Annotated in this window: 8 protein-coding genes and 1 pseudogene; 5 read left to right on the top strand and 4 right to left on the bottom strand. The window is 45.8% G+C overall.

What is annotated here, in order from left to right; translation table 11 throughout:
• Window positions 1-6 precede the first annotated feature (6 nt).
• The 3 genes from tnpC to tnpA form a co-directional block, all read right to left on the bottom strand.
• Window positions 7-1,509 carry an IS66 family transposase gene (tnpC, locus tag AC5JQI_RS04695; protein ID WP_493913895.1) on the bottom strand — a complete coding sequence of 501 codons (1,503 nt, stop codon included), beginning with the start codon at window positions 1,507-1,509 and terminating at the stop codon, window positions 7-9.
• A gap of 70 nt (window positions 1,510-1,579) precedes the next feature.
• Complete coding sequence (gene tnpB, locus AC5JQI_RS04690; RefSeq protein WP_493913894.1) at window positions 1,580-1,933, bottom strand: IS66 family insertion sequence element accessory protein TnpB; 354 nt, start codon at window positions 1,931-1,933, stop codon at window positions 1,580-1,582.
• A complete protein-coding gene (tnpA, locus tag AC5JQI_RS04685) occupies window positions 1,930-2,259 on the bottom strand; it encodes an IS66 family insertion sequence element accessory protein TnpA (RefSeq protein WP_493913893.1) in 330 nt (109 codons plus the stop codon). Before tnpA ends, tnpB begins: the two co-directional genes overlap by 4 nt.
• An 821-nt stretch (window positions 2,260-3,080) precedes the next feature.
• Here tnpA and AC5JQI_RS04680 point away from each other — a divergent pair.
• The 5 genes and pseudogenes from AC5JQI_RS04680 to AC5JQI_RS04660 all read left to right on the top strand — a co-directional run.
• Window positions 3,081-3,209: pseudogene (locus AC5JQI_RS04680) on the top strand (IS200/IS605 family transposase); the annotation flags it as partial.
• A gap of 393 nt (window positions 3,210-3,602) precedes the next feature.
• Window positions 3,603-5,102, top strand: coding sequence for a hypothetical protein (locus tag AC5JQI_RS04675; RefSeq protein ID WP_493913892.1), 1,500 nt, complete (start codon window positions 3,603-3,605; stop codon window positions 5,100-5,102).
• Between the two features lie 116 nt (window positions 5,103-5,218).
• Window positions 5,219-6,715: a hypothetical protein gene (locus AC5JQI_RS04670; RefSeq protein WP_493913891.1), complete on the top strand. Its 1,497-nt coding sequence runs from the start codon at window positions 5,219-5,221 to the stop codon at window positions 6,713-6,715.
• 89 nt (window positions 6,716-6,804) lie between these two features.
• Window positions 6,805-7,752, top strand: a complete 948-nt coding sequence (locus tag AC5JQI_RS04665; protein ID WP_493913890.1) for an Ig-like domain-containing protein — start codon at window positions 6,805-6,807, stop codon at window positions 7,750-7,752.
• 20 nt (window positions 7,753-7,772) lie between these two features.
• The gene (locus AC5JQI_RS04660; RefSeq protein ID WP_041982127.1) at window positions 7,773-8,171 is read left to right on the top strand and encodes a hypothetical protein; all 399 of its coding nucleotides are present in this window, start codon (window positions 7,773-7,775) and stop codon (window positions 8,169-8,171) included.
• A 92-nt stretch (window positions 8,172-8,263) separates the two neighbouring features.
• Here the strand turns inward: AC5JQI_RS04660 and AC5JQI_RS04655 are convergent, their stop codons facing one another.
• Entirely contained in the window at window positions 8,264-14,113 is a 5,850-nt protein-coding gene (locus AC5JQI_RS04655) for an autotransporter outer membrane beta-barrel domain-containing protein (protein ID WP_493913889.1), read from the bottom strand.
• Window positions 14,114-14,203 lie beyond the last annotated feature (90 nt).

The raw sequence follows: 14,203 nt of genomic DNA, 5'->3' as shown, positions 1-14,203 counted from the left end.
CGTCAACTAAACCCCACCTTGCTTTTTCCATGGCAGCAGTTTTTCCAGATCCGGCACGGGTTGGCATAACTCATCCAGGCAAGTCATGACATAATCGAAGGGGATCAGTCCATTGGCTTTGGCCGTTTCAATGACGCTATAGAGGATCGCACTCGCCTGCGCACCGCGCGGGGTATGGCTGAACAGCCACGCCTTTCGCCCGATGACAAACGGTTTGATCGCCCTTTCAGCCCGGTTATTGTCGATCGACAAACGACCATCCTCCCGATAGCGGATCAGTTTGGGCCATTGATTACTCAGGTAAGTCACGGCCTCACCCAGCTTGCTTTTGGGGATCACCTGAGATTGGGTTTTAACCAGCCAGGCCGATAACTTATCCCAGATAGGAAGCGCTTTTTCCTGGCGGATCCGGTATTTTTCGGCCGGGCTTAACCCCTTGATCTGATGCTCAACCCGGTACAGTGACTGGATCAGGCTCAGCGCGATATCGGCTTTGCCCGTTTTGTTTTTTCCCTGCGCCTGCTTCGCTTCCATAAATTTACGACGGGCATGGGCCATGCAACCGACCAGCCGGGCACCGGTCTGCTCATAGCCTTGATAGCCATCCACCTGCAGATAACCTTGAAAACCGGCGAGATAGTCAGCAGCGCAGGTGCCTGAACGGCTGGCCTGGTGGTCATACAGCACAATATTCGGTGTGAGCGCCGCCGGTTCGGGGGTATCAGTGCCCACACAATAGACCCACATGTAATGGGTCGTTTTTTCAGACGTGACCCCCTTCACCGGGGTTTCATCCGCATGGAGAACCGGTTGTTGCAACAGCGTTTCCCTGAACCTGGTCACCAAAGGCGCAAACAACTGCGCGGATTTTACTATCCAGTCACTCTGGGTCTGGCGGCTGAGGTCAATGCCATACTGTTTGAACACACTTTCCTGACGGTACAGCGGTAACCCATACTGATATTTACTGGTGATAAGCTGGCTGAGCAGGCTGCTGGTCGCCATGCCTTTCTTGATGGGCATCGCTGGCAGGGAGGCTTGTTTGACAGGCGTCTGAATGCCGGATTTTTCACATTCACGGCAGGCGTATTTGGGGCGGACATGCTCAACCACCCTGATTTGAGCGGGAATGAACAACAGTTTTTCACTGCGATCTGCCCCCATCTGATGCAACCTGCCGCCACAGCACGCACACTGTTTTTCTTCCTCGGCGATATCATGGAACACGGTTTCGCGCGGTAAATCTTTGGGCAGGGGGTTGCGTGTCGGCTTACGGCGGGGAGGTGTGAGGGTTTCCTGTGCGGCGGCCGTTTCAGCCGGCAGCGCAATTTCTTCCGCTTCGTTAAACAACTCCCCCTGGCCGGGGAACGCTTCCGAGGAAGCCCCAAACCGTTTTTGTTGGGCTAAACGGAACTGCTCTTCCAAAAAGGCCAGCCGCTGCGACTGCTTAATCAGCAGCCGTTTCAGTTCAGCGGGGTCATTGGGCAGGGCATCAATATCAATTTTCATGGGGACATTTTATGCCATCCCCGGCGAAAAAGCGTAATTAATGCCCGTTGGTTTGATGATCATCAAGGGATCAGGCGACATGGCAATCCTGGACGGAGAAGGGCTGGTGCCCGATGACCTCATAACCCGATAACAATCCGTGCAGTTGCTGCTCTGTCAGGGTCAGGGAGGCACTGTTGACGGCGGTGGGCCATTTGAATTTCGCGTTCTCCAGCCGTTTGTACCAGAGCGCAAACCCGGTTTTATCCCAGTAGAGGATTTTGAGTTTATCCCGCTTCTTGTTGCAAAAGAGGAATAACGCGGTTTGCGTCGGCGACAGTTGCATTTCCAGCTCTACCCAGACCGCCAGCCCGTTGATGGATTTTCGGAAGTCGATAAATGAGCGGCACGAATACACCTCCGGCACATCCACAAACATTTTCATGCGGCGAGCCCCCGAATAATCGCAATGATATCATGCTTATCCGTGCCGGCAGGAAAACGCAGTGTGCCCTGTGGTGTCTCAAATAAGATGGGGAGTGGGCTGGATGAGGCGGATTTTTTCTGAGCGGTGCTGACTTTAATAAAAGCAGACGGTGAAGCCAGCCCAGACAGCTTTTCCGGTGGATGGGAGGTGCGTTGGCGGTGGTGATAGAACCGGGTGGTCGACACACCGATTTTTTGGCAAAACTGCGGGACAGTCAGTTCCGATTTTTTCTGCTGTTCAAACAGGTCCCGCCACTCGGCTTGAGTAAACCTGGATTGGCTCATGTGAGTTTTTTCCATCATCAGAATAGGTGAAACTATTTTAATCAATGGATTTATCCTGGCTAGGTGGGGTTCCCCGTACGCTTACAGTAAACGGGCGCGCAGGACGCTTTGTTAATCGTTAAAACATTCCTTCGACAACATTCCGAAATACGTCAAAATGCTGTCTTCATTTGGTAAAACCGTTTAAAAAAATGTTCTAACGTCAGTTGTAATGCGATCTGGAAGTTTTACGCCTAACGGCGTCACTTGGTAATCGCTACGCTTTTACACAAGTGACGCCGTTCATCTTTCTGCTCTCAATGCCGCTATTCGAAGATGCCGAAGATGCCAAATGTTCCAAATGGCATACCGTCATATCGAAGCTGGCAAAGGTCGCACAAAGCTAAAGCTCTCGACGTGATAAAAAGCGCACTGATAAAGACGTTTGATGTTTTCATCAAACTGAAGGTTGGTAAATTCATTAATATCAAGCAATTAAATGAATTTAGCGGAAGGCTTCTTAATCGCTTTAGCGATCCCCGTTTTCAAAGAATAAACGGGTTTACCCAGCGTATTTACTGTCTGCCTTTTCAGGTACGGCAGATGATGTAGTCACCCGAAAGCGTTCCTCTCAGACTATTGGAACATTGATATTGCAATCACCCAAAGGCGTTCCTCTCAGATTGCCGGAACATTAATTGGCTACCATAAGGTAACATTACAGCGGTAAAAATCTTACACTGGCAATCTATTTTCGTCAATGATTCAAAACCAGCCTAGAGAAATACGCCGCAAGCGGCGGGGAATTAGACCCGGAGAGATTAAAGGGCGTTATTTGAAGGGGCCAACACTTTTGAGGTTGGGGCTATTTTTGTGCAACCGTAGGACAGTTAACAGAAGAAATAATAAAGAATTATTTAGAGTATTATTTTGAATCGAATCCGAATGATAATTTCAGAATGGATAATTGACGCGTATCCGGACTTTCAGGCCGTTAATCACTAACCCACCTACTTCAGTTGGTGGTCGTTTAGTTTATAATTTTAAATTAAGTAAATATGTTATTTAAATTGGTTGTAATTATCACTAAGAGAGATATCTTTTTTATAGATAATATTTAATTGGATTAAATATCATGATATTTTTTATTTCACCTGTATTGACATTTATTTAAATGTAGTATAATTTTCAATCTCAGTAAAATATCCATCCAAAAAATCAGTGTCATTTCTTTCTGTAAAATAAGTTCTAAATATAAATATTGTCATTCCTATTATTTTCGAAGCAGAGGCAAATTTTCTGTTGATCACGCAGAATGTGGTTTTCGGTTAAAAATAAAATTTATACTTTGAAAGGATAATATAATGGCTATCATGACAACAGTTCCTGCTGATAATAAAAATATTATCAAAGGGCAACCCTTCAGTGTGGTTGTTTCGATTTCGGGTGAAACTAATATTCAGAATACTGTGGAGGTCAGTGCTACCCTCCCACCCGGTATTACACTAATAAAGACATTTCCCGGCGAAGTTTATGAGAAAGTATTTTCCCAGCAATTGATATTCCAAGCCGACGAAAGCAACAACGCTCACAAAATCACGTTTACCTCAACCTCACCGAGCAAAGCACATACGGATGTAACCTATAAACCTATAAACAACCCAGAATTGAACCCTGATACTTGCGCACTGAGAGGAGCAGCGGCTTATTTGTATGACCCTAATCCTGTTACATTAACGGGTCAACCTCCAACAACCAACCCATTTGTTTCAGCATCAATCAACCCGATGTTAAAAAGGGGAGGGGCAATCTCAAACTATGATATTCCGCTTCGTACAACAGCTCCACTGCGGATATTCACAGAGGATATGGCTGAACTTCCTCCTTATAAGATTGATCAGGAAAACTCGTATTATTATTACCTGATACAAAAAACATCAAACTCTGCGGTGAACCTAAAAATATACGCCACTCAGCATGTCCGTGGGATTGTTGAGATTGATACGATATTCAATGATGAGGAATACAATCAAAAACAAGCCATATTTATAATGACCGTTCCGACTAATGTATCCAACAGCTTGGAACCCCCAAGCATTGAAGAAACACTTTCGTCTTCCACTTTAACAAGGCCGGATCAATCGGATGAGTTTACGGTCCTAATTTCGAGTTACGAGGGAGCCAGAATCGGCAATTTTATCATCGGGTTTACGACGGACGATAAAGAAGACGTTTTTAAAACAGAACTATTCGCGGGACAGATAACGGTTGAAGAAGACGGATATTATAAATTTAAAGCCGCCTACAGCGATTTATATTCGGGGGATAATCATCTCTGCTTTGTTGCGCTTGACCAAACAGGTATGCCAGTAAGGTCCAAGCTTAATTACATAAATTATGATAACGGCGGTATTAACGGTCCAAGTCCCTTTGATAAATACCGGACGCTGGTTGCACCAGAAGTATATGATCAATACGGTCAATTTATTAGCAAACACGATCCAATTAATATCTACAGTATTGGTACAAAAGGACTTGAGGTTCGACTACTATCCGACGCTCAGAATCCAAATCATACCATTGCCGCAGGTGACAAGATCACGATTAAAGCCTATATCTCACACTGCGACGATACAGAAACACCAGCCCGTCCTCTGCCAATTGTGGTAGCTGAAAATCACATTGTACAACCGGGAGAAATTGATAATAGTTATTATAAGGCTACCATCACGGCCGATAAACTGAAGGGGTATGAGGTCGCAGATGGCTATGATGTAGGCGTGCTCACAATAGATTACAGTCGTCTTGCCCAGAAGCAGAAATCGAAAATTTTCACTAGAGGTTTTGGGACAGTCGCCCCTTAATTAATCGGAATGTGTGACAGCTAATAGTGACTGCTATTGGCTGTCACCTTTCATCAAGATGTTACTTTCTGTAATTTCAGTTAAGAATAGACTTTATACTTTTACAGGATAATATAATGACTATCATGACAACAGTTCCTGCTGATAATAAAAATATTATCAAAGGACAACCCTTCAGTGTGGTTGTTTCGATATCGGGTGAAGATAATATTCAAAACACTGTGCAGGTCAGTGCTATTTTCCCACCGGGTATAACATTAATAAAGACATTTCCCGGCAAAGTTTATCAGCAAGTATTTTCCCAGCAATTGATATTCCAAGCCGCCGAAAGCGGCGACGATCACAAAATCAAGTTTACCGCAAATACGACAGGAAACCCTAGTAAGGAGGTAACTTATCACGCGGTCGATAACCCAGAACTGAACCCAGAGACTTGTGCACTGAAAGGAGCAGCAGCTTATTTGTATGACCCTAATCCTGTTACATTAACGGGGCAATCTCCAACAACCAACCCATTTATTTTAGCGTCAATCAACCCGATGTTAAAAAAGGGAGGATCAATCTCAAACTATGATATTCCGCTTCGTACAACAGCCCCACTACGAATATTCACAGTGGACATGGCTGAACTTCCTCTTTATAAGATTGATCAGGAAAACTCGTATTATTATTACCTGATACAGAAAACATCAAACTCTGCGGTGAACCTAAAAATATACGCCACTCAGCATGTCCGTGGAATTGTTGAGATTGATACGATATTTAATGATGAGGAATACAATCAAAAACAAACCCTATTTATGACGACCGTTCCGACTAATGTATCCAACAGCTTGGAACCCCCAAGCATTGAAGAAACACTTTCGTCTTCCACTTTAACAAGGCCGGATCAATCGGATGAGTTTACGGTCCTAATTTCGAGTTACGAGGGAGCCAGAATCGGCAGTTTTATCATCGGGTTTACGACAGACGATAAAGAAGACGTTTTTAAAACAGAACTATTCGCGGGACAGATAACAGTTGAAGAAGACGGATATTATAAATTTAAAGCCGCCTACAGCGATTTATATTCGGGGGATAATCATCTCTGCTTTGTTGCGCTTGACCAAACAGGTATGCCAGTAAGATCCAAGTTTAATTATATAAACTATGATAGCGGTGGCAATAACAGTCCTGACTCCAATGCCAAAAATCGGACTTTAGATGCGCCAGAGGTATATGACCAGTTCGGCATGACTATTGGCATATACCAGTCAATAAATATCCACAGCATCGGTAACAAAGGAATTGAGATCTGGCTACCCGCTGATCCGAGTGTTCCTAATAAGATCACAGCAGGTGACTCGATTACAATTAAAGCCTATATTTCATACTGCATCGATACACAATCACCAGTACGTCCTCTACCGCTCGTGGTAGTTGAAAATCACATTGTACAACCAGGAGAAATTGATAATGGTTATTACAAGCACCTCATCGCTGCCGATAAACTTCTCGGTTATGACACAGTACAGGGGGATTTTGAAGGTTCGATTTCAATAGACTATAGCCGTTTTGCCCAGAACCAGAAATCGCAACTTCTCACCCGCGGATTCGACACGGTTGCACCTTAATAATTCAAATATCTGACATGCTGATAGCCACTGTTATTGGCATGTCCCCCTTATCAATAAAATGGTTTGTTTTGTAAAGAGGTCATTGTATGCCTATAAAGAAAAACAGCCTTGTTGCGCCTTTTTTACCACAAAGTTACGATGGAACCATTGACTTATCAAAACTGGATCAATCCATACTGGTGATAAAAATAAATCACTATGAGGCTGTCCATATTGGTGATGTTATCATTGTTTATCTGAATCAGTATCTATCGTCAATTCCCTATTATATTACCAATGAAAATCAACATTATCCTGCTTATGAAATAACCATCCCTTTTTCCACTATTCCTCTTGGGAGCTACAATGTTTTCTATACCGTCACCGACTTTGCCGGGAACCCATCGGATTCGGCAACCAACAGCGTCACAATTATAAAGTCAGATCCCTCACCATTTCCGGCCATTGCCTCCCTGAAAACGGAGGTTTTGACGAATGGGATGCCCGCCAATGATTACACACCGAATGTTATACTCATCACGGCCTTAGATGAAAAAACGCAGTCGGTATCCGGTGTGCCAATACACATTATCACCAAAGATAATATGAGTATTGCGCCATCTTCCTGTACCACAGATCAGGATGGAAAAGTTGTTTTCTGTTCAACTTCACGTGCGGATGGTCTTTTCGCAATCCAAGTATCATCAGGCGCTGCATCCAATACGGCTGAGCTGTATTTTTCACCTACGAATGAAGCAATATTAGAAATAACCGGAAAAGAACAAATTAGCGAAGAATATGAAATAATTACAATTCAGGTTCACGATAAACAGACGCTTAAACAAATTAAAAATGCGACCGTCTATTATAAAATAGACCTGGCCCATAATATCCATGCCGTACTGAACATTGGCTCTAACCCCGATACGATACAATCCATATCTACAGATGAATACGGACAATTCAAAATAAACCTGAAAGGTAAAATAGGCGGGTATTGTGTTATATTAGCTACGGCCAATAATTATATCGGCAGCGTAAAATACACCAAATAAAAATTAGGGAGATATTAATCATGGCAACGAAAACCCTTTCATTTGCCGCCATAAAAAGTGGCTGGTATGTCTCATATTACTTTATGACCGAAGCGGGTTATGATTATACAATAACACTAACCGATAAAAGCACAGGAACTATTTACGGTACATGGACAAAAAATGAGGATGGCGATGCTTCAATCTATAAATACTCCAGCTCATTTGAATACACAGGACCGGACGGAGAGCTTACTTGCGTTGTTGATTGTCCAGAAAGTCAGAAACTTGATAATTCCTTTAGCGCAAATCTGATAACGCCAAGCGCGGGATCTCCAACACTGGGATATACCTATTGTGCGGCCTTTGAAGATTTTGGTGGCTCGATTGATTACAATGATTTTTTTGTCTGTCTGGTGGGATGGACCCATGAAGGATGAATGCCTGTCTTACCATCAGTGAAAACCGCTGAGATTTCCATCGTGGGGAATTATCCCCACGATTTTTGTTAGTTACAGTGGCACTGACTTAATCACCATGTCCTCTTGATACCAATTTTAGCCTTCATATCGTAGCTATCGGCAAAATTATTCAGGCTGGTGTTGGCTGAAGTTTCACCATAGATGAAATACTTGCCATCACCCCAATGGTAAGAACCTCCTGCACCCACGCCTCCCCAGGTGCGGTCATTGCCACTGATAAAGCCAACATTGGCAACGTCAGTCAAGTCACTGCGCCCCAAAACTTCCTGATTAATATTGAAAAAACCGTATAAATGGGTGGATTTTTCATCTTTGCTCAGAGCGTCGTGCCACTTTTGACGATAATCTATCGTCGTACCAACGCGAAGTTTCATGCTTTCACTTTGGTTAAAGTGGATTCTGGTGCCAAACGGATCATGGAATCCGTTCATATCGACAGAAGAGAACATGAGCTGTGCTTGTGGAGTCAGTGACCATTTCGGACTCAAATCAAACTTTTGTCCTGCTTCCAGACTCAAGGCATACCCCAGGGCGGATTTATTATTTCCCAAAGGCTGACTGGCCGTTTTTGAATTCAGGTCATTATTAAAGTAGGTCACCTGAGCCAACCCATCCAAATAGAACTGATTCTTGCCGTACCACGTACTTGTCACACCGACCGTGTAACCCTTTGCACGAATGTCACCTTCACCATGTACAGAGCCGACTTTGGCATCAATATTCGAATATTGCAGGAAAACGCCGCCATTCACTGCGCCTTGGTCATTTTCATAAAAACGTTTGTCCATACCTATCTGAGCACGGAACAGGTTATAGGTAGTCGCATCAGCACCCGATGTCGTTACACGTGGCGACAATTTACCGTGAGAAGCGGTCAGACGTCCCCATACCCCATTGGGCATCGGGTTTGTACTCTCGCCTGTGCTGTCTTTACCCTCGGCGTTTTTGAACTCATTTATACCAGACAACGGGTACTGACGTCCTCCAATCCGGTCACGCAAGGATTCAGGCGCATTCAGTGTCTGCAAAATCCGGCCATAAGTTTCGTAAACGCTAACCCCTGCCTGATAATGTTGTGCCGGTTCTGGATTGGGTTTTGCACGGGTCAACGACGATCGCAAATACCAGTTTCCATCCGAATTATCAGTGCCATTCTTATAGAGACGGTAGGCATAGGCACCCGCGACAATGGCCGGATCTCCCTGATAATGATAGTCACCCACTAAATTGAAAATTCCGTCCGATGAACCCTGCACATCAATCACCTTGATCCCTTCCTGCGTTTTTGCGCCCGTTCCGCCGACATTTTTGATCGCGAGCTGCGTTGTACCCGATGTACTGCCATTCACCACAAGCCTGTCAGTCTTTGAGTTATCACCCGCCAATGCAGTTGATAAACTCACTGTACCGTTATTGCCACTGTAATCACCCGCCACTGTCAGTATACGTCCTACAGATTGATTATCTCCGCCAACCAGCACTCTGCCGTTGTTACTTAACGCGGAAATTTTTGTATTAAATCCCCCCATATCAAACGTACCATACTGTCCTATTGTATAGGACGAAGCCGTGCTGAAAACCGCCTTTGCGCCTTGGCGAAGGGTTCCTCTTTGTATTGCTGTCGTGCCTGTGTAGTTATTCCCGCCCGTCAGAAGAGTTGTACCGCCCCCTTTTTGAACCAGATTTCCCTTGCCCGTAATATGGCCGCTGAACCTCACTGCATCTGAACGGTTAAAGACAAGCGTGCCTTTATCTCCTGTGACAACATCCCCGGAGATACTGCCCGTAGTGCCGCCGTCACCGAGCTGAAGGATACCCTGTGTCACTTTCGTGCCACCTGTGTAATCATTCTTCCCTTTCAAAACCAGCGTACCGTAATCAGTGGCTTCAAGTGTCGCTGAACCCGTCAGGTCTGACTCAATCGTGGCCGCACTGCCCGCCGCTGACTTATTGCCAGTTCCGACACGGACTTTGGCACTGCCTGTATTGTCATTTTTTAAAACCAGCGGGGCACCGATGAGGGTATAACCCTCGGTGCCAAACTGCATGCCATTGACGGTGACCTGACCACCGTCATTATCAACCTGCACCTTTCCTGCGGTGCCGGAGAAGATGGCAAACTGATCGGCATTGCTCCAACTGGCATTTGGCCGCCCTGCTTTTGACGTCCAGTTATTCCCTCCGCCGACCTGCCAGACGCCGCTTCCCCCGTCAACAGCCCCATTGTTATGCTTGCTGGCGTCCCCGCCATCCCAATAGTTCAGGAGCATGCCGCCCGTATTGGTAAGATAGACTTTCTTGTCCCTGCCCGTATCGAGAGAGAGAACGCCAGGCTTTCCGCCAGTAAGCATCATTCCATTGTTTATTAAGGTGCCGCCATAATGGAAGATATCGTATTCACCCGCGGAGAAACCCCCAAGGTCGGTGACGTTAAGCGTTCCCGCCAGTGTCAGATTGCCACGCACATCAAATAACGCAGACGCAGAAGTCTCCGCCGCCCCCAGTGAAACACCGACATTTGCACCGTGGCCAAGAATAAGATCATGACCAAATGTCAGGGTATCACCCTGTTTGCCAGAAAGGTGCCCGCCGTTTTCAATCGTTGCCGTGCCACCTATTGTGCCGGAGCCATTAACCGTGCCTCCCTTTTTCACATTAAAGGCCGAAGCAGTTGTGCCCAGTTTACCGTCAACGATAAGGGTTCCCTCATCAACACTTATTGCCCCCGTAAAGGCAGAGGAATCCGAGCTGAGTGTTATGGAGCCAGTGCCAATCTTCCCGAGATGGCCCTTGCCGGAAATCACACCGTCAAAACGGCTTGTTCCATTCAGATTGAGCGCCAGAGTACCTTTAGATCCGATATCTACGAGACGTGTATCGGGCACCGTATTCCAGGTATTGAACTGCAATGTGCCCGCTTTGACTTCTGTTTTTCCTGTGTACGCATTATGGCCGCCCAGAATAGTGATGCCGTCACCTTTTTGAACCAGATTTCCCTTGCCCGTAATATGGCCGTTAAACCTCACTGCATCTGAGCGGTTAAAGGCAAGCGTACCTTTATCACCTGTTACAACATCACCGGAGATACTGCCTGTAGTGCCGCCGTCACCGAGCTGAAGGATACCCCGTGTCACTTTCGTGCCGCCCGTATAATCATTCTTCCCTTTCAAAACCAGCGTACCGTAATCAGTGGCTTCAAGGGTCGCCGAACCCGTCAGGTCTGATTCAATCGTAGCCGCACTGCCCGCCGTGGATTTATTGCCTGTGCCGACACGGATTTTGGCACTGCCTGTCTTGTCATTTTTTAAAACCAGCGAGGCACCGGTGAGGGTATAACCCTCGGTGCCAAACTGCATGCCATTGACGGTGACCTGATCACCGCCATTATCGACCTGCACCTTTCCTGCGATGCCGGAAAAGATGGCAAACTGATCGGCATTGTTCCAACTGGCATTTGGCCGCCCTGCTTTTGACGTCCAGTTATTCCCTCCGCCGACCTGCCAGACGCCGTTTCCCCCGTCAACAGCCCCATTGTTATGTTTGCTGGCGTCCCCGCCATCCCAATAGTTCAGGAGCATACCGCCCGTATTGGTAAGATAGACTTTCTTGCCCCTGCCCGTATCGAGAGAAAGCGCACCGGGTTCTCCGCCAGTGAGCGCTATTCCATTGTTTGTTAAGGTGCCGCCATAATTAAAGATATCGTATTCACCTGCGGAAAAACCGCCAAGATCAGTGACGTTAAGCGTTCCTGCCAGTGTCAGGTTGCCACGCACATCAAATAACGCAGACGCAGAAGTCTCCGCCGCCCCCAGTGAAACACCGACATTTGCACCGTGGCCAAGAATAAGATCATGACCAAATGTCAGGGTATCACCCTGCTTGCCAGAAAGGTGCCCGCCGTTTTCAATCGTTGCCGTGCCACCTATTGTGCCGGAGCCATTAACCGTGCCTCCCTTTTTCACATTAAAGGCCGAAGCAGTTGTGCCCAGTTTCCCGTCAATGATAAGGGTTCCTTCCTCAACACCCGTTGACCCTGTAAAGGCAGAGGAATCCGAGCTGAGTGTTGTGGTGCCAGTGCCAACCTTCCCGAGATGACCCTTGCCGGAAATCACACCGTCAAAACGGCTTGTTCCATTCAGATTGAGCGCCAGAGTACTTTCAGACCCGATGGCGACTAAGTGAGTGTCCGGCCCATTGTTTCGGGTGTTAAACTGTAACGTGCCAGATTTGATATTAGTTTTTCCAACATACGTATTCTGACCACTCAGAATGGTCGTTCCTTTGCCAACATGTTCCACACCGCCAGTACCAGAGATATTATTGGAAAAGGTAATATTGTTGTTATGATCAAAAGCCAGCACGCCAGACTGTCCGATTGTCACGCTGGAAGTCTTATCAATGCTTCCCGTCGTCCCGTTATCACCGAGTTGCAGCGTTCCCGAGTCGATTTTTGTCTCGCCAATATAGGTGTTTGCCCCCGTCAAGAGGGTTGTGCCGCTACCCACTTGGTGAACGGAGCCAGTTCCGCTTATGATATGGCTATAAGTCGTTTTATCATTTTGGTTGAAATGAAGGCGGCCTTCATTATTGATATCACTGGAGATGTTTCCGGTTGTGTGTCCGTCACCCAGACTTAACGCATTTCCTGATAATATCCTGACCACTCCGGCATTCATGTTGTGAGTAAATGAAAGGTTCAGATTTTTGGTCAGGCCATCTTTTGACCCTATGGTGACAACTGAATCTTTCGTCCCGGAGACATTGCCTTTCAGGATTGCATTCGGGCCAGACATATAAAGGCTGGCGCTTCCAAGCTCAACATCGCCGTCAATCGTGCCCGCATTATCAATGCCGTTGATTAAGGTTCCCTGATTATTTATAGAAAATTTATCCCCTTGTATCACCCCGCCATCTAAATTCGTTATGGTGTCAACAACGCCTTTATCATCAATAGAAATGCCATTGCGCTTTCCATATAGCAAGGAAGCATTAGTAATCTGTTTAATTTTGGACGACCTGATGTGAGGATTAACATCCAATAGAGCCATGCCTTGCCCGGTGACCTGAATGGCATCCTGCTCAGCTGTGACCCCTTTACTCCCGGAGTGATTATAGAGATTTTCGAGGTATCCTCCATTCTGAACCAGAACACCGTGGTTAGGACCAATCACTGTTCCATCATTATTGAAAATGCCGACATTACTGCCCATATCAATAGCAAACGCGGCTAAAGTAGAGAGAGAATTATTCTGCTGAGATTTCAGTGTTCCAAAATTATGAAGAAGCTTAAGTGTTGAAGTGACAACAGATATCCCATCAATCGATCCTTCCTTCTGATTTAGGATGGTGCCTATTCGTCCATATTGGCTATTATCATGTGTGCCACTCGCAGGTTGTATCTGTATTGCATTCAATGAGTCAGTGTCATTACCGGAATTAATTGAGCCATAATTATCTAGCATATTCATTTGACCAGAAACCCATACGGCTCCGTTCGTTCCGCTGATGGTTCCGTGATTACGTAACTGTCCAACAGAACCACTGTAAGTTACTGAGACTCCATTGTTTCCCTGCAACACTCCGTTATTCTTAATGCTATCAACGGAAATTACTTGTGCCTGATTATAGTCAGCGCCGATATTGACCGCATTGTATTTCCGACCGTATGGGTCATACCTATTTGGCAGCCCTATAGGGGCATCAATGGATGCATTCTTTTTAATAGTAAGATTTTCGCCCTGTGAGAGATTACAGGGGGCTGTCTCATTTCTGGAAATGGTGGTTTCTGTATTCGAAGAGCCACATGATGACGATTCCGCTATTGCATCAATACTTATCCCCGAGAACAGTAAAGTCACCCTAAGAGTTATTGGGAATACAGCGTGTCTGTATATCTTCATAAGATGCCCCTAAATAACCTAATTTTTATTTCACTAATTAAGTGGAGCCTATTAGGAATAATATTACTGTAGGATACATTTACCACCGCG

This window comes from Xenorhabdus sp. XBWT (assembly GCF_059072735.1).
This window is presented reverse-complemented; position numbering and strand designations above follow the sequence as displayed.